The sequence below is a fragment of the Microbacterium halotolerans genome, from assembly GCF_003569805.1.
Classification (GTDB): domain Bacteria; phylum Actinomycetota; class Actinomycetes; order Actinomycetales; family Microbacteriaceae; genus Microbacterium; species Microbacterium halotolerans.
This window is the reverse complement of sequence record NZ_KZ984052.1, coordinates 51,172-71,909: the sequence shown is the minus strand read 5'-3', so window position 1 is coordinate 71,909 and position 20,738 is coordinate 51,172. Positions and strand designations below refer to the sequence as shown.

The 20,738-nt window shown below is 68.6% G+C and carries 21 protein-coding genes, 1 tRNA gene and 1 other RNA gene; 17 read left to right on the top strand and 6 right to left on the bottom strand.

Features of this window, described 5'->3' with window-relative positions:
* Positions 1–168 precede the first annotated feature (168 nt).
* Together otsB and DZG09_RS09625 are read right to left on the bottom strand one after the other, a co-directional pair.
* Complete coding sequence (gene otsB, locus DZG09_RS09630; protein WP_119697539.1) at positions 169–981, bottom strand: trehalose-phosphatase; 813 nt, start codon at positions 979–981, stop codon at positions 169–171.
* A gap of 16 nt (positions 982–997) precedes the next feature.
* Positions 998–2,419, bottom strand: a complete 1,422-nt coding sequence (locus tag DZG09_RS09625; protein WP_119697538.1) for an alpha,alpha-trehalose-phosphate synthase (UDP-forming) — start codon at positions 2,417–2,419, stop codon at positions 998–1,000.
* A gap of 33 nt (positions 2,420–2,452) precedes the next feature.
* On the opposite strand from DZG09_RS09625, the gene DZG09_RS17000 reads away from it, so the two are divergent.
* The 5 genes from DZG09_RS17000 to DZG09_RS09605 all read left to right on the top strand — a co-directional run bounded on the left by DZG09_RS17000 (position 2,453) and on the right by DZG09_RS09605 (position 4,399).
* The gene (locus DZG09_RS17000; RefSeq protein WP_276116187.1) at positions 2,453–2,584 is read left to right on the top strand and encodes a hypothetical protein; all 132 of its coding nucleotides are present in this window, start codon (positions 2,453–2,455) and stop codon (positions 2,582–2,584) included.
* A complete protein-coding gene (locus tag DZG09_RS09620) occupies positions 2,575–2,829 on the top strand; it encodes a hypothetical protein (protein WP_240423913.1) in 255 nt (84 codons plus the stop codon). Before DZG09_RS17000 ends, DZG09_RS09620 begins: the two co-directional genes overlap by 10 nt.
* Before the next feature lie 112 nt (positions 2,830–2,941).
* Positions 2,942–3,014, top strand: a tRNA-Lys gene (locus DZG09_RS09615).
* A gap of 75 nt (positions 3,015–3,089) precedes the next feature.
* A complete protein-coding gene (locus DZG09_RS09610; protein ID WP_119697537.1) occupies positions 3,090–3,890 on the top strand; it encodes an inositol monophosphatase family protein in 801 nt (266 codons plus the stop codon).
* The gene (locus DZG09_RS09605) at positions 3,887–4,399 is read left to right on the top strand and encodes a hypothetical protein (protein WP_119697536.1); all 513 of its coding nucleotides are present in this window, start codon (positions 3,887–3,889) and stop codon (positions 4,397–4,399) included. Before DZG09_RS09610 ends, DZG09_RS09605 begins: the two co-directional genes overlap by 4 nt.
* 22 nt (positions 4,400–4,421) lie before the next feature.
* On the opposite strand, the gene sigJ is transcribed toward DZG09_RS09605, so the two are convergent.
* Complete coding sequence (sigJ, locus tag DZG09_RS09600; RefSeq protein WP_119697535.1) at positions 4,422–5,303, bottom strand: RNA polymerase sigma factor SigJ; 882 nt, start codon at positions 5,301–5,303, stop codon at positions 4,422–4,424.
* Between the two features lie 91 nt (positions 5,304–5,394).
* Here sigJ and DZG09_RS09595 point away from each other — a divergent pair, with 91 nt between their 5' ends.
* The 3 genes from DZG09_RS09595 (at position 5,395) to DZG09_RS09585 (ending at position 6,876) form a co-directional block, all read left to right on the top strand.
* Positions 5,395–5,844, top strand: coding sequence for a hypothetical protein (locus DZG09_RS09595; protein ID WP_240423912.1), 450 nt, complete (start codon positions 5,395–5,397; stop codon positions 5,842–5,844).
* Positions 5,844–6,584, top strand: coding sequence for an SDR family oxidoreductase (locus DZG09_RS09590; protein ID WP_119697534.1), 741 nt, complete (start codon positions 5,844–5,846; stop codon positions 6,582–6,584). The genes DZG09_RS09595 and DZG09_RS09590 overlap by 1 nt, the downstream gene beginning before the upstream one ends.
* 67 nt (positions 6,585–6,651) lie before the next feature.
* The gene (locus tag DZG09_RS09585) at positions 6,652–6,876 is read left to right on the top strand and encodes a helix-turn-helix domain-containing protein (protein WP_119697533.1); all 225 of its coding nucleotides are present in this window, start codon (positions 6,652–6,654) and stop codon (positions 6,874–6,876) included.
* Between the two features lie 22 nt (positions 6,877–6,898).
* Here DZG09_RS09585 and DZG09_RS09580 read toward each other — a convergent pair whose 3' ends face one another.
* Both DZG09_RS09580 and DZG09_RS09575 read right to left on the bottom strand, forming a co-directional pair.
* Positions 6,899–8,098 carry an SGNH/GDSL hydrolase family protein gene (locus DZG09_RS09580; RefSeq protein ID WP_119697532.1) on the bottom strand — a complete coding sequence of 400 codons (1,200 nt, stop codon included), beginning with the start codon at positions 8,096–8,098 and terminating at the stop codon, positions 6,899–6,901.
* An 18-nt stretch (positions 8,099–8,116) separates the two neighbouring features.
* The gene (locus DZG09_RS09575) at positions 8,117–8,656 is read right to left on the bottom strand and encodes a TetR/AcrR family transcriptional regulator (RefSeq protein ID WP_240423911.1); all 540 of its coding nucleotides are present in this window, start codon (positions 8,654–8,656) and stop codon (positions 8,117–8,119) included.
* A 172-nt stretch (positions 8,657–8,828) separates the two neighbouring features.
* Between DZG09_RS09575 and DZG09_RS09570 the strand changes: the two genes are divergently transcribed.
* Complete coding sequence (locus tag DZG09_RS09570) at positions 8,829–10,088, top strand: MFS transporter (RefSeq protein ID WP_119697530.1); 1,260 nt, start codon at positions 8,829–8,831, stop codon at positions 10,086–10,088.
* A complete protein-coding gene (locus DZG09_RS09565; RefSeq protein WP_119697529.1) occupies positions 10,081–10,893 on the top strand; it encodes a MerR family transcriptional regulator in 813 nt (270 codons plus the stop codon). Before DZG09_RS09570 ends, DZG09_RS09565 begins: the two co-directional genes overlap by 8 nt.
* A gap of 285 nt (positions 10,894–11,178) precedes the next feature.
* On the opposite strand, the gene ssrA is transcribed toward DZG09_RS09565, so the two are convergent.
* Positions 11,179–11,556, bottom strand: a transfer-messenger RNA (tmRNA) gene (gene ssrA / locus DZG09_RS09560).
* Between the two features lie 200 nt (positions 11,557–11,756).
* On the opposite strand from ssrA, the gene DZG09_RS09555 reads away from it, so the two are divergent.
* The 7 genes from DZG09_RS09555 to DZG09_RS09525 all read left to right on the top strand — a co-directional run bounded on the left by DZG09_RS09555 (position 11,757) and on the right by DZG09_RS09525 (position 20,732).
* Complete coding sequence (locus DZG09_RS09555) at positions 11,757–13,076, top strand: M20/M25/M40 family metallo-hydrolase (protein ID WP_119697528.1); 1,320 nt, start codon at positions 11,757–11,759, stop codon at positions 13,074–13,076.
* A complete protein-coding gene (locus DZG09_RS09550; protein WP_119697527.1) occupies positions 13,073–14,551 on the top strand; it encodes an MFS transporter in 1,479 nt (492 codons plus the stop codon). The genes DZG09_RS09555 and DZG09_RS09550 overlap by 4 nt, the downstream gene beginning before the upstream one ends.
* Before the next feature lie 122 nt (positions 14,552–14,673).
* On the top strand, positions 14,674–17,274 hold the full coding sequence (gene nirB / locus DZG09_RS09545; RefSeq protein WP_205529139.1) for a nitrite reductase large subunit NirB: 2,601 nt from the start codon (positions 14,674–14,676) through the stop codon (positions 17,272–17,274).
* Positions 17,271–17,672: a nitrite reductase small subunit NirD gene (locus DZG09_RS09540; protein ID WP_119697526.1), complete on the top strand. Its 402-nt coding sequence runs from the start codon at positions 17,271–17,273 to the stop codon at positions 17,670–17,672. Before nirB ends, DZG09_RS09540 begins: the two co-directional genes overlap by 4 nt.
* Complete coding sequence (gene cobA, locus DZG09_RS09535; RefSeq protein WP_119697525.1) at positions 17,669–18,907, top strand: uroporphyrinogen-III C-methyltransferase; 1,239 nt, start codon at positions 17,669–17,671, stop codon at positions 18,905–18,907. Before DZG09_RS09540 ends, cobA begins: the two co-directional genes overlap by 4 nt.
* Entirely contained in the window at positions 18,907–20,037 is a 1,131-nt protein-coding gene (locus DZG09_RS09530) for a uroporphyrinogen-III synthase (protein WP_119697524.1), read from the top strand. The genes cobA and DZG09_RS09530 overlap by 1 nt, the downstream gene beginning before the upstream one ends.
* Entirely contained in the window at positions 20,034–20,732 is a 699-nt protein-coding gene (locus DZG09_RS09525) for a sirohydrochlorin chelatase (protein ID WP_119697523.1), read from the top strand. Before DZG09_RS09530 ends, DZG09_RS09525 begins: the two co-directional genes overlap by 4 nt.
* Positions 20,733–20,738 lie beyond the last annotated feature (6 nt).

Genomic DNA, 20,738 nt, shown 5'->3' with positions numbered 1-20,738 from the left:
TCCCCCAGTCTAGTGCATCCGGACGTGTGTCTGCGCCCCGCACCGGCCCACGCGCGTCGAACCTCTGCGGCGCGGACACGGCGAAGCTCATACCTACGAGTGTAGGCCGCCGAACGGTGCGAGTCAGGCCCACAGCTCGACTGTTCGCTCGGGCCGGTCGACCGAGGCTCACCGCGCGGAGGCCCGCAGGTCGGCGAGGCGGTCGAGCAGTGCGGCGAACTCGTTTGCGTCCGCCACCCGCGTCCTCGCGTGCGTCGCCCCTTGACCGACCCTGACGCCGAGATCCTGCGGCTCGAGACGGGCGAGCGCGTCCTCATCGGTAACATCGTCGCCGGCGAACAGCACCGCGGTCGCGCCGGTCTCGGCACGCAGCTTCGCGACGCCAGCGTCCTTGCCCTCGTGCCGCCACGTGTACTCGCTCATGTCGATGCCGGTACGCGCCCGCCAGCTCGGGGCCTCCCGCTCGATGAGCTCTTCGATGGCGGTGTGCACTCCGTCGGCCTGGTCCCTCGCAGTCAGCCGCGTGTGCACCGTGAAGCCGACTGCCTTGTCCTCGATCCACGCACCGTCGATCGGTGCCGTGATGCGCTTCGCCTCGCCCCGCAGTCGTTCCGAGAGCAAGACCTCTTCCTCGTCGCCGAGCGCGTCGTCGTCCTGCGGCGCCTCCTGTCCCGCAGGACGCCAGATCTCAACCCCGTGCGAACCCGACAGCCACACGCGAGAGTCGTCCCCGTGCTCGGCGATGATGCGCAGGTGCTCGATAGTGCGCCCCGACACCAGCGCCACGATCGTCTCGGGAAGCGCGACGAGTCGCTCGATCGCCGCGACAGCCTCAGGAATCGCCCTCGAGGTCATCGGATCGTCGCGCAGCGGGGCGAGTGTGCCGTCGAAGTCGAGCGCGATGAGCAGCCGGGGTGTGTCCGCGATGTCCGGCAGCACCTCTGCCCAGTCGATGGTCGCGTCCGTGGCCTGATCAGTCATCCGGTTCCTCCCGATGTCACTGCTCGCGCTGCTCGGCGCGAATGTCCTCGACGGCGGTCATGAATCTCTTGCCCCAGCGCTCGACGTCGTGCTCGAGCACCCTGCGCCGCATCGACCGCATGCGCCGCCCCTGCTCGGCCGGAGACATCTCGATCGCCTGGATGATCGCCGCCTTCATGCCGTCGATGTCGTGCGGGTTGATCATCAGCGCCGCGTTCAGCTCATCTGCGGCACCGGCGAACTCGCTCAGCACGAGCACACCGCGCTGGTCTGTGCGCACGGCCGCGTACTCCTTCGCCACGAGGTTCATTCCGTCGCGCAGCGCCGTGATCAGCAGCACGTCCGCGGCGAGGTACAGCGCGACCATCTCCTCGCGGGGGAAGCCCTGGTGCAGATACCGGATCGCCGTGTGGTGCATGGTGTCGTGGTCGCCGTTGATGCGCCCCACCGTGAGCTCGATCTCGTCTCTGAGGTCCTGGTAGGCCTCGACTCCGGGACGGCTCGGGCTTGCGACCTGCACGAGCGTGACCTCGCCGACCTTGGCCGTGCCGTCCTCGAGCATCTCCCCGAAGGCCTTCAGCCGATGTCTGATGCCCTTGGTGTAGTCGAGACGGTCGACGCCCAGGAGGATCTTCTTCGGATTGCCGAGCTGCTCACGGATCTCCTTCGATCGCGCGATGATCTCCGGCTTCTTCGCGAGATCGACGAAGGCCTGAGCGTCGATGGAGATGGGGAACGGCGCCGCCACGACCGAGCGGGTCGTACCGTCACCGGTGGGAACCTCGATCCGGTTCGACTTGGTCGGATACCGGAACAGCCTGCGCACGGAACGTTGGAAGTTCCCAGCGTCCGCCACGCGCTGGAAGCCGAGCACGTCGGCGCCGAGAAGGCCCTCGATCACCTCGGATCGCCACGGCAGCTGCGCGTAGAGCCCATATGCCGGGAACGGAATGTGGTGGAAGTAGCCGATCGTGAGATCCGGACGGATCTCACGCAGCATCTTCGGCACCAGCTGGAGCTGATAGTCCTGCACCCACACGAGACCGCCCTCGGCGGCGACGGATGCTGCGGCGTCGGCGAACCGCTTGTTGACCCGCACATACGAGTCCCACCAGCTCCGGCGATAGATGGGCGTCGCGATGACGTCGTGGTAGAGCGGCCAGATCGTGCCGTTGGAGAAGCCTTCGTAGTAGTACTCGAGGTTGTCCTGCGAGAGACGAACCGGCACGAGCAGGTTTCCGTCGAACTCGAACGGGTCCATGAACAGGTCGGCTTTGCCCGGCCAGCCGACCCACGCGGCATCCGATCCGGCCATGACCTGTTCGAGGGCGGTCACCAGGCCGCCTGGCGAGCGCCGCCACGACTCGTTCCCGTCCTTGTCCGTGACCCTGTCCACCGGCAGGCGATTCGCTACGACGACAAGCTCTGACTGAGCCATGACGGTCTCCTCTCGTCGGAACGCCCTTGCGGGATGCCGCCAGCGTACCCGGTTCCCCGCGACCGCGACGGCGCCGCCGCCCACGGCATCCGGCTCGAGCACCCCGCCGACAGACGCGATGGCCGGATGTCCGAGGGCGCGATAACGTGGGACGCATGGGCATGAGCAAGTACGTTGCGAGCACGGGGATCATCGGCGTGCTGCTTTCCGGTCTGTCACTTCTGCGCGGCTCGGACGAGCAGCAGCTCACCTGGCGCGTGGCGCTGTCGTGGGCGAGCTGGGCGCTGACTCTCGCGCTGTCGATCGGGATGATCCTCGACATCCGCAAGGCGTCGCGCGGCGGAACGGTCGAAGACGACTCCCCGATCGCGGGCAAGGAGTACAAGTACCGTGCATCCGACGCGTCGTAGACGTTCAGCAGACTCTCGTACACGCCCGGATCTCCCCCTCAATTCGCCCCGCCCTCCGCGATCGTGTAACGTAGTCTCTCGGTTCGCAGAGCGGAAACGCTAGGCATGCCAGGCGCCTTTAGCTCAGTCGGTAGAGCAACTGACTCTTAATCAGTGGGTCCAGGGTTCGAGCCCCTGAGGGCGCACCTCACACCGAGACCCCGGCACGGAGAAACTCCGGCCGGGGTTTCGCATAGGCTGCGCGCGATAGCCTTGTACGCATGACGCACTCCCTCGAGGAAGACCTCGCCCTCGCGCTGCGCCTCGCGGATGCCGCGGACGCGGAGTCGCTGCCCCGCTTCGACTCGGCGGGGCTCGAAGTGAGTCTCAAGGCCGACCGCTCGCACGTGACGGAGGCCGACCTCGCTGCTGAGAGAGCCATCCGGGCGCTGATCTCCTCCGAGCGTCCGCACGACGCGGTCTTCGGCGAGGAGTACGGCGCGAGCGAAGAGGCGTCCCGCCGTTGGGTCATCGACCCGATCGACGGCACCGCCAATTACCTGCGCGGGATTCCCGCTTGGGGCACGATGATCGCTCTGGAAGTCGACGGTGTCGCGGCAGTCGGCGTCGTGAGCATGCCGGCGATGAGCCGCCGCTGGTGGTCGGCAGCCGGGCTGGGCGCCTGGACGAACAGTCTCGACGGCACCCCCCGCCGCCTCGGCGTCTCCCCCGTCGACGCCCTCGGACAGGCGAGCATCAGCTTCCAGAGCATCGGGCAGTGGCGCGACGCCGGCCAGCTCGATGCGCTCCTCGACCTGCAGGAGCAGGTGTGGCGCGACCGCGCCTACGGCGACGTGTGGTCATACATGCTGCTCGCGGAGGGCCGCTTGGAGTTCGTCGGCGAGTTCGACGTGAAGGAGTACGACGTGGCAGCCGCCGCCGCCATCGTGCGCGAGGCAGGAGGACGCTTCACGTCGCTGGAGGGCGACGAGTCGCTCACGACGGGTTCCGCGATGGCCAGCAACGGCGTTCTGCACGATGAGTTCCTGCGCACGCTGCGGAGTCGGGCTTCGAGGGTATGACCCGCCGCGCACTCGTACTCGCCGGCGGTGCGCTCGCGCTGCTGGTGCTGGCGGGGTGCGGAGCCGCAGTTGAGACACCGGCGGAGGACGGCGCCGCGGCGGATCCCGACGAGGCGCCGACGTGCGAGACGCTCATCACACCCAGCCTGGTCGAAGACCTCGAGGGACTCGGATGGAGCGCGAAAGAGGAGCCGTTCATGGTCGGCGCCGCGGAGGTCGACGGCGGCATCCAGTGCAAGTGGGGCGATGCGGAGGGTGCAGGCGAGACGCTGCAGATCTACGGGTGGGCTCCGGTCGACGCCGACGCCGCGGCCGAGTACCAGGATCAGCTCGAAACCGAGGGCTGGATCCGTGAGGAGGAGGACGGATCCGTGTTCCTCACCGAGGACCCGAACACGGCCTTCCAGGTGGATGACGAGGGTTACGGCTACACCTACGGCTTCGCCGAGGGCTGGATGGCGGTGTCAGACACGAAGTCCGGCCTCGCCGTCATCCGCTGGCCGCGGTAGCGGCCATTCAGGGTGCCGCCGCTCACGTCCAGAGGGTGAGCTTGTCGGGATTGCGGACGATGTACACCGCGGTGATCCGGCCGTCTTCCACATCCACCGAGATGACGGAGTCGACGCGGCCATCGACCGTGACGAGGAAGCCCACTCCTTCCGGGGTGAGGGTGGACACGGTCATGGCCGCCGGTTCGAGGCGCGGAAGTCCGAGCAGGAAGCGCGCGACCCGGTCCGCCCCGATGACGGGCCGACGGGCTGCCGATACCTTTCCGCCGCCGTCGGCGCGCAGCACCACGCGGGGGTCGAGGAGGCCGACCAGTGTCGAGAGCTCCCCCGTGGCCGTGGCCTGGGCGAACGCCTGCGCGACCGCGTCGTGTTCCGCCCTGGGCGCTGCACCGGCTCGCCGCTGCTGCACCCGCCTGCGTGCCTGCGATGCGAGCTGTCTGGCGGCGTCCGGACTCCGCCCCACGGTCTCGGCGATCTCGGCGAAGGGCACGGCGAAGATGTCGTGCAGCACGAAGGCGACCCGCTCGGCTGGCGTGAGCGACTCCAGCACCACCATCAACGCCAGACTCACGGATTCATCGAGCGTGACGCGTTCCAGCGGCTCGACCGGCACCGACGACGCAATGGCCGACTCCCCGGGGATCGGCTCCGGCAGCCACTCACCGACGTAGCTCTCACGGCGGGCGCGCGCCGATCCGAGCTGGTCGAGGCAGACCCGGCTCGCAACGCGGGTGAGCCATGCGGCGGGGTTCGCGATCTGTGCGCGCTCGGCCTCGGATCGGCGATACCAGCGCGCGTACGTCTCCTGTACGGCATCCTCCGCGTCGGCGACCGTGCCGAGCATGCGATAGGCCAGCGCGAGCAGCGCGCGGCGCTCGCCGTGAAGAGTTTCCGCATCATCCATCTCGTCACATCCTTCCGAAATGTCGACGATGTGGCGAACGGAGATGTGAGCCCTCGCCTCACATCTCCCGCGGCTGCATCGTCGGAGAGGTATGAGCATGAATCTTCGCCGCGTCCTGCTGTGGGCCACCGCCGCTATCGGAGCATTCGTCGGCCTGTGGGGCGCGATCGCTCCTGATTCCTTCTACGCGTCGTTTCCCGGCTTCGGGCGAGTGTGGATCGCGATCGATGGACCGTTCAACGAGCATCTGATCCGTGACGTCGGTGCGCTCTACCTGGCGCTTGCCGCGGCGAGCATCGCCGCTGCGCTGAGCGACGGGCCCCGACCGGGCCAGGTGGTCGGAGTCGCATGGACGGTGTTCGGCCTGCCTCATCTGATCTACCACGTCACGCAGTTCGGCGGCATGCCGACGATCGATGTGGTGGGGAACGTCGTCAGTTTGGGCGGCAGTCTGCTGCTCGGAGTGGTGCTCATGCTGCCGGAACCCCGCCGGACGCGTGCGGGAAGAGAGAAGATGGACATGACGAAGGAGAACGTCTGATGAAGATCGCGATTGCGGGCGGAACAGGAGTCGTCGGCAGGCACACGGTGGAGGCCGTGCGCAGCGCCGGACATGACGCCGTGGTGCTCAGCCGCTCTGCGGGGGTCGACCTGGTCACCGGCGAGGGGCTCGCCGCGGCACTCGCAGGTGCTGATGTGATCATCGATACGGCGAACGTCGCCACGCTGAAGGCGGCGGAGGCGATCGAGTTCTTCACCGCGGCCACGGGCAATCTCGTCGCAGCCTCCGCCGACGCCGGAGTCGAGCATCTCGTACTGCTCTCGATCGTCGGCATCGACCGGATGCCGCATGACTACTATGCAGGGAAGGTCGCCCAGGAGAAGGTCGTGGAGGCATCTCCGGTGCCGTGGACGATCCTGCGGGCGACCCAGTTCCATGAGTTCGCCGCGCAGATGTTCGATCGGGCGAAGATCGGCCCGCTGCACATCGCGCCCCGCGCCGTCGTGCAGCCGATCGCTGCGTACGAAGTCGGTGCACATCTCGCCGCGATCGCGGCCGGACCTGCACGGGGCCGGGCGCGCGACCTCGCCGGCCCTCGCGAGGAACAGCTCGACACGATGGTCAAGCAGTTCGCGAAGGCGACCGGACATGGCGGATGGCTGCCGTCGGTGAGCCTTCCCGGTGCGCAGATGAAGGGCATGCGCACCGGGCTCGCCCTGCCAGGTCAGGATGCCGAACTCGGCCGACAGACGTTCCAGGACTGGCTCGCTGCGCGGTGACCTCGATCTGAACGCACTACCCGCGCCTTGATCGAGACGCACGCCTCCCGGGCCATGCGGCGCCGCCGTGCCGAAGGGGCTCAGCGAAGAGACGCGCACCGCGACGATCGACGTGCTGCGCGGATCCGGTGTCGATGGCGCAGCAGCCTTGACGCTCGCGACAGACCTCGGCGTCTCCCGAGTCACCGCGAGGCGCTGTCTCGATCACCTGTTCGATCACGGACTCGCCGCCAGAGACCCCCGCTCCGGACGAACCGGTCGTCCGGAGAACGTCTATCGCTGGGTCCTCTGAGTCTCTCTCAGACGTTCGTGGATCACACCGGCGGAGCGCTCGGAGCCGCAGCTGCGGCCAGCGGGCCGCCTTCCGCGAAAGCCAACCGCGCGAACCGCTCGCCTATCAGGCGGTGGGTCTCGGCGTCCGGATGCAGCGCGTCCGGCAACGGCAACCGGGTCGCATCTTCCGCGCCGTACAGCTGGCGGCCGTCGAGGTAGAACAGGTGGGGATCGGCCTGCTGTCGTTCCCTCACGATGCGCTCCAACTCTGCTCTGATCACCGTCAATGTCAGCTTTCCAGCCGCGACTTCAGCGGGGCTGCCGGTCGCGCGGAAACGCACTGTCCCGTCGGCCAGAGCATCCAGATCGAACTCACCCGGCCCGGGCGTGTCCTCGTGAATCTCGCAGAAGATGGGCGATATCACCAGCATGGGGGTCGACGGATGCCCGTCCCGAATCGTGTCCAGAAACCCGTGCACCGTCGATCCGAAAGCCCGCAGGCGCATCAGGTCGGTGTTCACCAGGTTGATCCCCACCTTCAGGCTGATCATGTGGGCCTCGGCGTCGCGTATGGTGCGCGCTGCGAACTGGTCGAGCAGTGCGCTTCCGCCCAACCCGAGGTTGACCAACTCGAGCTCGGACTCGCGCGCTGCCACCGCCGGCCAGATCCCGGTCGGGCGCGCCGCATTCGACCCATGGCTGATGGAGCTGCCGTAGTGCAACCACGCCGGCCGGCTCGAATCCGTCCCCGGTTCGACAGCGGCATCAGCGCGCAGCTCGACCAGCTCGATGCTCTCGTTGTGAGGAAGCCACAGTTCAACCGACTTCATCTCATCCGGCAATCCGTCGAACCGGGCCGTGCAGACCGCTCCGGCCACCCGCTCGGCGCGACCGGTCGACATGTCGACAGTCACCGTGTTTCCGCCGGACGTGGGTGAGAGCGCGACCACTTCGCCGTCGACGACGAGGTCGACCACGCCATCAGGCCGCGGCGGCATGCCCGCGTAGGTGGTGCGGGAGCGCAGAAGGTCGAGTTCGATCACCGTCGCCCTCGTGCGGAAGGCGACCCGCACACCGGACGGCTGCGCCTCCACCATTGCCAGCTGCGGGTCAGCGCACTGCTTCAGCGCCCAGTCCGGGAGGCGGTGCGGCCGCATACCGCGGTCGGTGTGCTCAAGTTCCGCGGCGCCGCCGATGAGGCTGGCGGTGAGCGGGATGGTCTTCAAAGGTTGAACGGGCATTGCTTCATCTCTCGTCGGTCAGTGGATCGGCCAGTTGTGCAACAGCGCATCGAGCGCATCGATGATGCGATCCCAGCTCACCTCTGCGCCGGGACTGCTGTGGCTGAAGCTGCCGCTCAGCTCCAGTGCCACGAACCCGCGAATAGTGCTGCCGATCATCCGGATCGCATGCACCTGTTCCGCCTCAGCCAGCGGGTATGCCCGCAGAATCGCGCGGATTCTCTGCGATTGACGGGCACCCGCGCTGGCGATGGCGGTCTCCAGGTCGAGCGGATGCTGTGCGGCCGCAAACCGGCCGGGGTGGGCGGCGGCATAGTCACGGTACGCGTCGGCGAGGCCGCGGAGGGCGTCCGCGCCCGCTCGCCCGGCAACAGCATCCGACACCTGCTCGTCGATCTCCTCGAGGGCCAGCAACGCGATTCGCGTTTTGAGGTCGTCGTGCCCCTGCAGATGCGAATAGAGGCTCGCCGGCTTCACTGCGAAGCGCCGCGCAAGCTCAGCGATGGTCACCTGCTCGAAACCGATCTCATCGACCAGTTCGAGACCGGCCTGCGCCAAACGGCTGCCGCTCAGACCCGCTCGTGCCATTCGTCCGTTTCCTTCCCTCGACGACAAGCATAACCTACGATGCATAGGTTATTGCCTACACACCCTTGCCACAGCTCGGAGTCGACGGGGTTCGGGTTGTTCCAGTTGACTCCGACGCAACGTCATAGTTTTAGCTCATCTCATGAGACTTCTTCCCGTCACGTATCTGTCTTCCTACACGCTCTCTGCGCTGGGGAACTCCATCGCAGCGATCGTGCTGCCCCTGCTGGTACTCCAGACAACAGGCAGCGCGCTAGCGGCAGGCACCGTGGCAGCCGCCACGATTGTGCCCGCCGTCCTGGCCGGAATCTTCATGGGCGTGGTCATCGACAGGATCAATCGACGCACCTCATCGGTGCTCACGGACCTCATCTCCGCCCTCGCTATGGGAGCCCTTCCCCTCATCGACATGATCACCGGTCTCTCTGTGGGCTGGTTCGTCCTGTTCGGAATCATCGGCGCCATCGGAGACGTCCCGGGGATCACCGCACGGGAAGCGCTGATCCCCGCCGTCATCCGCCACAGCGGGGTCTCCGCTGAACGCATGACAGGCACCCGCGAAGCACTCGGTGCGGTCGCCATCCTCGTCGGCCCGGCAGCCGCAGGGTTCATGCTCACCGCCTGGGACGGCACCACTGCCCTATGGGTCACAGCCGGCACATCACTGGCCGCTGCGCTGCTGACCATGCTGATTCCGCACCAGGTGGGAACACTCGAAGAGACGACGACGGCCAACGGGGCCCCGGTGCGTCGGGTCTGGGGGCAGCTGCGAGAAGGGTGGAGTGAGATGATCCACAACAAGTTCGTGCTGGTCACCACGATCCTGACCACCTCCGCAGTCATCGCCATCGGAGGGCTCCAGGGAATCATCCTGCCGCTCTACTTCACCGAGATCGATCGTCCAGGTCTGCTCGGCCTGGTCATGAGTGCCATCGCGGCAGGCACACTGGTCGGCGGCGGGATCTACGCCGTTGCCGGAACGCGCGGTTCTCGTCGCGGATGGTTCGTCACAGGCTCTCTGGGCAGCGTGCTCGGCCTCGCGATCGTGGCCTCACTGATGTCGGTGTGGATACTCTTCCTCGGCGCGTTCGTCTTGGGCTTCTCGGTCGGGCTCTTCGGAGCTCTGGTCGGTGTTCTCTCCATCGAGCGCATCCCAGAGGACAAACGCGGACGTGTGCTGGGCACCCAGAACACGTTCGTCACAGCAGCCTCGCCCTTGGGCATCTTCCTGGCCGGAGCCATGACAGAGCTCTTGGGTCTCCATACTGCACTCGTGATACTCGCCGCACTGTGGTCTCTGGGCCTCCTCGTGGCGTTGAGCGCCCGATCCATGCGTAACCTGGATAAACCCGTACCCGCTCAGGCGAAAGACCACGAGGTGGAGGCGATACGTGATGCGTAGCAGCGACCTCGCTGGCTGTGCCGGCATCACCGTGCGCACCCTGCGGCACTACCATCAGATCGGGCTCCTCGAGGAACCGGCGCGGTCCGGCAATGGCTACCGCGACTACAACACCCATGCGCTGGTTCGAGTGCTGCGGATCCGGCGCCTGGTCGGACTCGGCTTCTCTCTCACGCAGATCGCGACCATGCTCGATGGCAACGATCCACCGTCAGATTCCGTGTTCGACGCCCTGGACACCGAGTACGCGGCGCAGATCGAGAACCTGACTCGCCAACGCGAACTGCTCGCCCATCTCAGACGCTACGGAGCGTTCCCGGACCTTCCCCCGGAGATCGCCGCGTTCCACAGCGTCCTGCGAGACTCTGGTCTGCCTGAGGGCGCGGCAGCGACTGACCGGGATCACACCCTTCTGCTGATGCATCTCATCGGCCCGGAGGGACAGGATTACCTGAGAACGATCTATGAGCTGCTCAGCCGCCCAGACCGTGCCTCCTCCGTGGCGGCGGCCATGACGGTCTGGGCGAGCCTCGATGGCGAGAGCACATCGGACGAGATCATGCAGCTCGCCGACCAGCTCATCGATCTGTTCCTGCCTGTCATCGCTGAACTCGCTGCACTGACTACGGACTTCGAGGACTTTCCGGGGCCTCCAGAGCGCGTCTTCCAACAGCACACCACGAACTACCTCTCGCCGGCCCAGCAAGCGGTCCTCGAGAAAGTCCGCGTCGGCATCGCGCATCCCGCTGAGGCAGCCAAGGGGCGGCCGCTACACGACGCAGAAGGACAACCGAGAGCACTCTGAACCGAGGGCGCCGACCACCTCGAAGCCGACCTCCAACTCCTCGAGCAGCCGCGCGACGGGCTACTCGCTGCCGAGTCGGCCCACAACGCCGCCAGGGCAGGCGCGACGAAGGACGAGGCCATCGCCGCGTTCACCCGAGCGTGCATCGAGGCACACGCCCCCAGAAACACCAGAAGGCCACCCCGGAGGGTGGCCTTCTGGCTGACATCCACGTGCGAGAGGCGGCCATGTGGGGACCGCTGTTCACCAGCAGCCTCGCAGCTGCGGGTTCTAGTGATCCTCCGATGGTGGAGCTGGGGGGAATCGAACCCCCGTCCAACGCTGGTTCACTGAAGTTTCTCCGGGCGCATTCTGTGGAGACGTTCTGCTCGGCCCCGATCTTCAGCACAGACACATAGATCGACGGGCCCAGTCGCGGAAAAGTCCCATGTGACGTCGCGACGCCGTCACACAGCAAGACCCCTTAGATGGCGCCAGGAACCGTGGCGGGGACGACCACGGGCTGACGGACTCGAGCTCGCTGCTTAGGCAGCGAGGGCGAAGTCAGTGCGCTCAGCGTTAGAGTTGGCACTTATAGGTTCGCAGGGGGCGTTAACGAGATAACCCTGCATCCTCGGCCCGCTTCTGTCAGATCGGCAGGCGCTGTCGAAACCGATCAGCCCCGTGGATCCTTCTTGCGAAGGGACCTCTCACACACTGTGGAATTGCCAGCGACCCTGCGGTCGCACGGCGCCCGGTGAAGCGGGCGTCTCGGAATCGCTCCGAGCACTACAGTCTACAGCACACAGATGCCGGGGAGAAATTCCTGACGAGGACGAGACGCCCTCTGCCGCACTGTCGTCGGTCTGCGCTACGCTCGCGCCATGGACGACGACCCCTTGATCGCGCAACGGCTGTCCCGGATGATCCAGCTTGCCACGGTGAGCGCGGCGGCCGCATCCGAGCAGCCGTTCGAGGAGTTCGTCGCCCTGCTGCGCGAGCTCTACCCACGGGTGCACTCCGAGATCGAGCCGGAGCGCATCGGTCCACGCGGTCTGCTGTATCGGTGGCGGGGCCGCACCGACGACGATCCGGTCGTGCTGATGGCGCACTACGACGTCGTTCCAGCTGATGACGCGGACGGATGGGAGCTCGACCCGTTCTCGGGCGCGATCCGCGACGGATGGGTGCACGGTCGCGGCGCACTCGATGACAAGGGCCCGCTGCTGGTCATCCTCGAAGCGGTGGAAGCGCTCCTCGAAGCAGGGCACTCCCCCGCCCGCGACGTCTATCTGTCCTTCGGCGGCGACGAAGAGGTACACGGTCCATCCGCTGCGGCGATCGCAGAAGAACTCTCGACCCGAGGCGTGTCGCCGTGGCTCGTCATCGACGAGGGCGGTGCCGTCGTCGACGCCCCGCTCCCCTTCGTCCGCGGCAGCGCCGCCATGATCGGCGTCGGCGAGAAGGGCGTGGCCACCCTGCGTCTGACCGCCCGCGGCGACGGCGGTCACGCTTCTGCCCCTCGCGGACATACCGCCGTCACGCGGATCGCGAGTGCGGTCGAGCGACTCGGCCCTTCGACGTTCCACCCCCGGATGCCCCGCTCGATCTCGCGCATGCTGCGCATGTTCTCGGGCAGGGCGTCCCGACCAGCCCGGCTGCTGCTCCTCGTGCTCGCGCGGTGGCCCTGGCTGGGCGGACGAGTGTTCGCCGCTCTCGGCGGGGAGCCTGCCGCCTTCGTCCGCACCACGATCGCGGCGACGATTCTCACGGGCGGTTCCGCCTCGAACGTGCTCCCTGCGCACGCCTCAACCACGCTCAACCTGCGCATCATCCCCGGAGAGACGGTCGATCATGTGGCCAGGCGCGTGCGCCGTCGCATCGCGGACCCCCGCATCGACATCGAGGTGCTCGAAGGCGACGATCCTTCGCCCGAGTCCCCGGTCGACGGACCGCAGTTCGCCGCTGTCGCCGACGCCGTGGCCGCGGCGTATCCGGATGCGCTTCCCGCGCCGTACCTGATGATGCAGGCCAGCGACGCCCGTCACTTCCACCGGCGCTGGCCCGCCGTCTATCGCTTCGCGCCGCTGGAGATGTCGAGCGCGCAGCGCGCCTCGATCCACGGCACGAACGAGCGCGTGTCGATCGCCTCCCTCGAGCGCGGACGCGACTTCCACGCGGCCCTCATCCGGGGACTGGTGTGAGCACGCCCACCGCGATCACGGGGCTGCGCGCGCTCATCGGCGTCGTCGGCTTCCTCGCGTTCGTCGAGTTCACCAGCGGCATCCTTCAGGGCTACTACACGCCGATGCTCACCGATATCGCGCGTCACCTCGGTGTGCACGATGCCGACGTGAACTGGCTCGAGGGCTCACAGCTGATGCTCTCCGCTCTCGTCGTTCCCGCCTTCGCCAAGCTCGGCGACATGGTCGGCCACAAGCGCATGCTGCTCCTCGCGACGGCCGCGACGGCGCTGGCATCGCTCGCGATGCCGTTCACCGACTCGTTCGCGGTATTCCTCGTCGCCTGGGCGCTGCAGGGTTTCTACGTCGTCTGGCTCCCGCTCGAGGTGGCGCTCATCTGGATCCGCGCCCGCCGACTCGCGGAGCGGGCAGGCATGAGGCCCGCGTCCGTGACCGCCAAGGCCGCCGGCGTGCTCGTCGCTTCTCTCGAGCTCGGCGCGATCGGCGGAGCACTCCTCGGCGGGGCGCTCATCGACACGCTCCCCCTCTGGCTGGTCCTGCTGATGCCTGCCATCGCTGTCGTGGTCTGCTTCTTCGTCATCCTGTTCGGCGTCGCGGAGTCACCGGATCCAGTGGGCGGCGTGTTCGACACCCGCGGCCTCATCCTCGTCTCCCTCGCGCTCGTCGCCTTCACGGGCGGCCTCAGCCTGCTGCGCATCGGCGGAGCGGGCGATCCGTTCGCGTGGGGCGCCGTCACCCTCGGCGTGCTGCTGATCGTGCCGTTCGTGCTGTGGGAGCTGCGCTGCCCCGACCCGCTCATCGACGTGCGCATGTTCCGCTCCCCGTCGCTGTGGCCGGTGTTCCTCACGGCCGGCCTGTTCGGCGTGAGCGTGCTCGGTGCTCAGGCGCCGCTGTCGACGTTCGCACGCACCGACCCCACCGTCTACGGCTACGGCCTGGGCACATCCGGGTTCGACACCTCACTCATCATCGGGTTCTACCTCGTCGCCATGATCGTCGGGGCGCTGCTGTTCCCCTACCTCGCCCGTGCCACGACCCCCCGCGTCGCGCTCATCGTCGCGGCGCTGCTCGTCGCCGTCGGGTACCTGCTGTTCCTGCCGCTGCACGACACCTACGCCCAGACCACGATCAACATGGCCGTCGCCGGGCTCGGGTCGGGGGCGCTCGTCGCCGCCCTGCCTGCGACCGCCGCCGCGGCCGCACCGCCGTCGCAGACCGGAGTCGCCACAGGGCTGACCAACTCCGTCAAAACCGTCGGTGGGGCGATCGCGTCGTGTGTGTTCGGCATCGCTCTGCTGAACGGCGCGGCCACCGCCATCGACGGAGGCGACGCGACGGCCGGCTCGCTCACGGGCTACGTCACTGTCTGGCTCGTGTGCGGCCTCACGGCGCTCGTAGCCGCGGCCGCCCTGCTCGTCGTGCCGCGCGAGGCCTTCACCGACGCCGATCGCGACACGGCGAACGCCACCGTCTGACGGCGGCTGAGGACCGGGAACGCAAAGACTCACACCGGCCGGCTTGCGCGCGTGAGCTTTCCGTTCACGTCAGGAAACACACGCGCACCTACGACGAAACACGCAGTTCCTAACCTGGCGCCATGACCTCCCGATCGCACGCCGAGCCCTCGCCGAGCACCGACGCCCACCGGATCGTCGTGATCGGCGCAGGCATGGTCGCCCATCGCTTCGTCGAGAGCCTGCTCTCGCGCGGCGATGCGCCATGGCGGATCGCCGTCATCGGCGACGAGCCGCGCGCGCCGTACGACAGGGTCGGCCTGACCAGCTGGTTCGAGGGACGTGCAGCAGAAGATCTCGCCCTCGACGCCGCTTCTCTGAGCGATCCGCGAGTCGAGCTCGTCACCGGCGACGCCGCGACGTTCATCGACCGCGGCGGCCGGATCGTCACGACCTCCGCCCGCCGCCGATACGAATACGACACGCTCGTGCTCGCCACGGGATCATACGCCGCGCGCCCCGCGATCGACGGCTCGCACCTGCCCGGCACCTTCGTGTACCGCACGATCGATGATCTCGAGGACATCACGGCATTCGTACGTCAGCGCTCCGCGGAGCTCGGCCGCCCCTTGCGCGGCACGGTCGTCGGCGGCGGCCTGCTCGGGCTCGAGGCGGCGGGTGCGCTCCAGGGCCTGGAGGTCGACTGCACCGTCATCCATTCCGGAACCCACCTCCTCTCGGCGCAGATCGACCGAGCAGGCGGCGAGGTGCTCGGCCGCCTCATCCGCGAGCGCGACATCCGAATCCGCACCGAGTCGCGGGCGACGCGCGTCGCCCCCGGCCCGGAGGGTGCGGTGGCTGCGCTCGAGTTCCCTGACGGCTCCTACGAGGAGAGCGACCTCGTGATCTTCACCGTCGGTGTGCGCCCCAACGACTCCCTCGCCCGCGACGCCGGTCTCGACGCGGAACCTCGCGGCGGTGTCCGCATCGACGACGGATGCGCGACGAACGACCCCTCGGTGCTCGCGATCGGCGAGGTCGCCAGCCACGGCGGCCGCAGCGTCGGATTGGTCGCGCCCGGCTACGCGATGGCAGAGGTCGCCGCCGATCGGCTCTGCGGCGGTGAGTCGACGTTCCCCGGTTTCGACGAGTCGACGAAGCTGAAACTCTCCGGCGTCGATGTCGCGAGCTTCGGCGACGCGTTCGCGGCTTCGCCGAACGCACTCGACGTCGTCTTCTCCGACCCCGTCGGCGGCACCTACAAGAAGCTCGTCCTCTCCGACGACGCGAAGACGCTGCTCGGCGGTGTGCTCGTCGGCGACGCCTCCGCGTACGGCTCGCTCCGCCCGCTGGTCGGCGGCCCGCTCGGCGGAGACCCCTCCGCGTATCTGATGCCGTCCGACGGCGTGGCAGCACCCACCGGCGACCTTCCCGACGAGGCGATCGTGTGCTCATGCTCGTCCGTGACGGCAGGTCGGATCCGCGGTGCCGTGCACGAGGACGGCTGCGCTGACGCCGACGAAGTCAAGGCCTGCACCCGCGCTGGCGCCACGTGCGGTTCGTGCTTCGTGATGGTGAAGAAGCTCGTCGGCAAGGAACTCACGTCACTCGGCAAGACTGTCTCGAACGCGCTGTGCGAGCACTTCGAGATGTCGCGCCGCCAGCTGTTCGACGCCGTGCGCGTGGCGGAGCTGACCACGTTCACGCAGATCATCGAGCGCTTCGGGCACGGTCGCGGCTGCGATGTCTGCAAGCCGACGGTCGCGAGCATCCTGTCCGGTCTGGTCGGCGAGCATGTGCTCGACGGCGAGAACGCGACGCTGCAGGACACCAACGACCACGTCATGGCGAACATGCAGAAGGACGGCTCCTACTCGGTCGTCCCGCGTATGCCGGGCGGCGAGGTGACCCCGGAGGGCCTTGTGGTGATCGGCAGCGTGGCGAAGAAGTACGGGCTGTACACGAAGCTCACCGGCGGTCAGCGCATCGACATGTTCGGTGCCCGCCTCGAACAGCTCCCCCTCATCTGGCGCGAACTCGTCGACGCCGGGTTCGAATCGGGGCAGGCGTACGGCAAGTCGCTGCGCACGGTGAAGTCGTGCGTCGGCTCGACCTGGTGCCGCTACGGCGTGCTCGACGCGGTCGGCATGGCCGTGAACCTCGAGTTGCGCTACCGCGGCCTGCGCTCCCCGCACAAGCTCAAGCTCGGCGTCTCCGGATGCGCCCGAGAATGCGCCGAGGCGCGCGGCAAGGACGTCGGTGTGATCGCCGCGGAGAACGGCTGGAACATGTACGTCGGAGGGAACGGCGGCTTCACCCCGCGGCACGCGGAGCTGCTCTCCGAAGGGCTCAGCAACGCGGAGCTCATCCGGGCGATCGACCGCTTCTTCATGTACTACATCCGCACCGCCGACCGGCTGCAGCGCACGGCGCCATGGGTCCAGGAGCTGGAGGGCGGCCTGGACGGCCTGCGCGAGGTGATCTTCGAGGACTCCCTGGGCATCTGCGACGACCTCGACGCCGCGATGGCGCGCCACGTGGCCGGCTACCAGGACGAGTGGGCGGCGACGCTGGAGGATCCGGACAAGCTGCGCCGATTCCACTCGTTCGTGAACGCGCCCGACACCCCCGACCCGTCGCTCGCCTACGTCTCGGAGCGCGATCAGGTGCGGCCCGCGTCGGTCGAGGAGCGCGAGTCCGGCGCCGTGATAATCGCCGGAACCACACTGGAGGTGCGCCGATGACGGTCCAGACGGCCACGATGCCGCAGTCGAGCCGAGCAGGCGCCCTCGTCGATGTCTGTGCCGTCACCGACCTCGAAACAGAGCGCGGCAGGGCGGCGCTTCTCCCGGACGGCACCCAGGTCGCGCTGTTCCTGCTCCCGGACGGCGCCGTCCGAGTTGTGTCGAATTGCGACCCCTACGCCGGGGCCAACGTCCTCTCGCGGGGTATCGTCGGAACGCGCCTGGTCGCCGACGGCACCGAGACGCCCACGATCGCCTCCCCCCTGCACAAGCAGGTGTGGGATCTGCGCACGGGGGAGGTGTTGGAGACGCACGGCCGGGAGGCGCGGCACCTGCCCGTGCACGCCGTCGAGATCGACGGCGGACGCGTACTGATCGGAGAGGCGGAGACACGGTGACGACCACACTGGGCATCAGCCTCGCCGGGCGACGCGTCCTCATCGTCGGCGGCGGCGCGGTGACCGCGCGTCGCCTCCCCCGCTTCGTCGACGAGCAGGCGCACATCGTGATCGTCGCTCCCGAGCTCTCCCCCGCCGTCTCGGCGATCGTCGCCGATCACAGCATCGAGTGGCACGAGCGCGAGGTGCGCTCCGGCGACGTCGACGGCGCATGGTTCGTGCACACCGCGACGGGCGACGGGCGCGTCGACGCAGACGTCGCCGGGTGGTGCGAACGCGAGCGCGTCCTCTGCGTGAACGCATCCGACGGCGCCCATGGCAGCGCCAGGATGACCAGCGAGGTGCGCTCCGGCGACGTCGTCATCGCTGTCACCTCGGACGACGGGGTCGACCCTCGTCGTTCCGCCCGTGTGTCGGCGAGCATACGGGAGGTGCTCGACTCCGGCGGCGTCGATCTGCGCCGGCACCGCTCCGCGCCGGGCCGCGTCGCGCTCGTCGGCGGCGGTCCTGGTCCGGTCGATCTCATGACGGTCAGGGCGTGGCGCCTTCTCGCGGAGGCCGACGTCGTCGTCGCCGACCGTCTCGGTCCGGTCGCCGTTCTCGACGAGCTCGCTCCGGATGTCGAGGTGGTGCATGTCGGGAAGGCACCTGGCAGCCATCCCGTCCCCCAGCCAGAGATCAACGCACTGCTCGTCGAGTTCGCGCGCGCCGGCAGACGCGTCGTGCGGCTCAAGGGCGGCGACCCGTTCGTGTACGGACGGGGAGGCGAGGAGGTCGCCGCGTGCCACGCGGCCGGTGTTCCCGTCGAGGTGGTCCCCGCACCGTCCAGCGCGATGGCGGTGCCGCAGGCGGCGGGTATCCCGGTCACTCACCGCGGCGTCGCCTCGAGCATGCACATCATCAACGGGCAGAGCGGCCTGAGCGATGCCGATATCGCGGCGATGCGCGACGATTCCGTCACCACCGTGCTGCTCATGGGCGTCGCCGCGTTCGCATCGATGTCGCAGCAGGCCATCCGGATGGGAGCACCGGCCGAGCGGCCGGTCGCCTTCGTCGAGAACGGCCATTCCGAGCGCCAGCGCACGATCCGCTCGACTCTCGGCGACGCGGCCCGTGATCTCGTCGAAGCCCAGGTGCACAACCCGTCCGTCATCGTGATCGGCGAAGTCGCGAAGGCGGGCCTGCTGCTGCCGGAGCCGGGCGCGACCGCACCCGTCGCGACGGGAAGCGCCTGATGACGACAGGCGGCCAGCTCTCGGCGGCGCTGGACGGGTGCCGGATCATCAGCACGGCGCACCGTCGCTCGTCCGAGCTGGCCGCGGCGCTCGCCAGGCACGGCGCCGCCGTGATCGCCGCGCCCGCGCTCACGATCGTGCCCCACGCCGATGACGAAGCGCTCCTGGTCGTCACCAGAGAGCTGATCGCGTCCCCTCCGGATGTCGTGGTCGCCACGACCGGCGTCGGCTTCCGCGGCTGGGTCGAGGCGGCGCACGAAGCCGATCTCGCCGATGAGCTGCTCAGCGCCGTCGCCGACGCCCAGATCGTCGCCAGAGGACCCAAGGCACGCGGGGCGATCCAGCAGGCGGGTCTCACCGCGGACTGGGTCGCCGAGACGGAGACCACCGCGGAGCTCGGCGAGTACCTCGTCGCCCGCGGCGTCGCCGGCCTCCGCGTCGCGGTGCAGCATCACGGATCGGGCGCAGACGGGCTCGACGAGCTGCTGACGGAGCACGGTGCGGACGTCACCAGTCTCACCGTGTACCGCTGGGGTCCTCCGGCCGACGCCGGCGCCGTGAGCGTCTCGACGATCGCGGCAGCCGGCGGAGACGCCGACGCAGTGCTGTTCACCTCTGCTCCGGCGGCGCACGCCTGGCTCGACGCCGCAGAGAAGGCGGGCGCGCTCGACACGATCCGTGAGCGCGCGGTGACCAACCGTCTGCTGCTCGCCTCCGTCGGCCCGATCACCGCCGGCCCGCTGCATCGGCGCGACCTCGTCACGTCCATCGCTGAGCGGGGTCGCTTGGGCTCGCTCGTGCGCCTCGTCGTCACGCATTTCGGTGCGGGCGGCGCACCGTCGCTCGCCACGAGAAGCGGCCGTCTCGAGCTGCGCAGCTCCGGTGCCGTGCTCGACGGCACGCACCTCCCGCTCTCGCCGACCTCGACCTCGGTGCTCAGCGTCCTGTTCGACGCCGGCGGCTCCGTTGTGACGCGCGACGAGATCCAGGGTGCGCTGCCCGGCACCGGGCTGAGCCCTCACGCCGTCGACATGGCCGTCGCCCGGCTGCGCACGGGGCTCGGCGAACCGTCGCTCGTGACCACCGTCGTCAAGCGCGGGTACCGGCTCGACGTGGAGGACTCCGCGTGACGGCGCCCACGCTCGTGTGCTGCTCGCACGGGACCGACTCCGCCGACGGGCGCCGGACGATCAGCGCTCTCGTCGCAGCCGCGGAGTGCGCCGTCGGCGCGCCGGCCGTCGAGACGTACGTCGACGTGCAGCGTCCTCAGGTCGACGAGGTCATCTCCTCAACCGACGGCCCGGCCGTGATCGTGCCGCTGCTGCTGTCGCCCGGCTTCCACACGGCCGTCGACATCGGCCGCGCCGCCGCGCAGCGCGCGGGTGTCGTCGCGACCGGCACGCTGGGTCCTCATCCCCTGCTGGTCGATTCCCTGGCCAGGCGGATCGCTGCGCTCTCCCCCGCGCCCGGCGACCGCGTCGTGCTCGCTGCCGCCGGCTCGTCGCGCCCCGAAGCGGCGGCGCGCGTCGAAGAGATGCGCACCTCGCTGGAGGCACGGGTCCCCGTGCCTGTCACCAGCGGCTTCGCCTACGGCGCGAAGCCCACGGTCGCCGAAGCGGTGCACCGGGCCCGCGAGGCCGGCGCGGAGCGCGTGATCGCGGCCAGCTATGTGCTCGCTCCCGGCCACTTCGCCGATCTCATCTCTCGCGCCGGCGCCGATGTCGTCACGGCGCCTCTCGGCGTCGGCGACGACGGCGCGGACCCGAGCATCGTCCGGATCATCCGGGAGCGCTACGACGAAGGCGCCGCGGCGCTCAGCCTCTGAGCGATC

Bases quoted from the DNA above. Each gene is read 5' to 3' on its own strand.
- DZG09_RS09610 (WP_119697537.1), top strand. From the start codon at position 3,090: ATGACGCACTCCCTCGAGGAAGACCTCGCCCTCGCGCTGCGCCTCGCG.
- DZG09_RS09570 (WP_119697530.1), top strand. From the start codon at position 8,829: ATGAGACTTCTTCCCGTCACGTATCTGTCTTCCTACACGCTCTCTGCG.
- DZG09_RS09580 (WP_119697532.1), bottom strand. From the start codon at position 8,098: ATGCCCGTTCAACCTTTGAAGACCATCCCGCTCACCGCCAGCCTCATC.
- otsB (WP_119697539.1), bottom strand. From the start codon at position 981: ATGACTGATCAGGCCACGGACGCGACCATCGACTGGGCAGAGGTGCTG.
- nirB (WP_205529139.1), top strand. From the start codon at position 14,674: ATGACCTCCCGATCGCACGCCGAGCCCTCGCCGAGCACCGACGCCCAC.
- DZG09_RS09555 (WP_119697528.1), top strand. From the start codon at position 11,757: ATGGACGACGACCCCTTGATCGCGCAACGGCTGTCCCGGATGATCCAG.
- DZG09_RS09565 (WP_119697529.1), top strand. From the start codon at position 10,081: ATGCGTAGCAGCGACCTCGCTGGCTGTGCCGGCATCACCGTGCGCACC.
- DZG09_RS09540 (WP_119697526.1), top strand. From the start codon at position 17,271: ATGACGGTCCAGACGGCCACGATGCCGCAGTCGAGCCGAGCAGGCGCC.
- DZG09_RS09530 (WP_119697524.1), top strand. From the start codon at position 18,907: ATGACGACAGGCGGCCAGCTCTCGGCGGCGCTGGACGGGTGCCGGATC.
- DZG09_RS09605 (WP_119697536.1), top strand. From the start codon at position 3,887: ATGACCCGCCGCGCACTCGTACTCGCCGGCGGTGCGCTCGCGCTGCTG.
- DZG09_RS09625 (WP_119697538.1), bottom strand. From the start codon at position 2,419: ATGGCTCAGTCAGAGCTTGTCGTCGTAGCGAATCGCCTGCCGGTGGAC.
- DZG09_RS09590 (WP_119697534.1), top strand. From the start codon at position 5,844: ATGAAGATCGCGATTGCGGGCGGAACAGGAGTCGTCGGCAGGCACACG.
- DZG09_RS17000 (WP_276116187.1), top strand. From the start codon at position 2,453: ATGCCGCCAGCGTACCCGGTTCCCCGCGACCGCGACGGCGCCGCCGCC.
- DZG09_RS09595 (WP_240423912.1), top strand. From the start codon at position 5,395: ATGAGCATGAATCTTCGCCGCGTCCTGCTGTGGGCCACCGCCGCTATC.
- DZG09_RS09620 (WP_240423913.1), top strand. From the start codon at position 2,575: ATGGGCATGAGCAAGTACGTTGCGAGCACGGGGATCATCGGCGTGCTG.
- sigJ (WP_119697535.1), bottom strand. From the start codon at position 5,303: ATGGATGATGCGGAAACTCTTCACGGCGAGCGCCGCGCGCTGCTCGCG.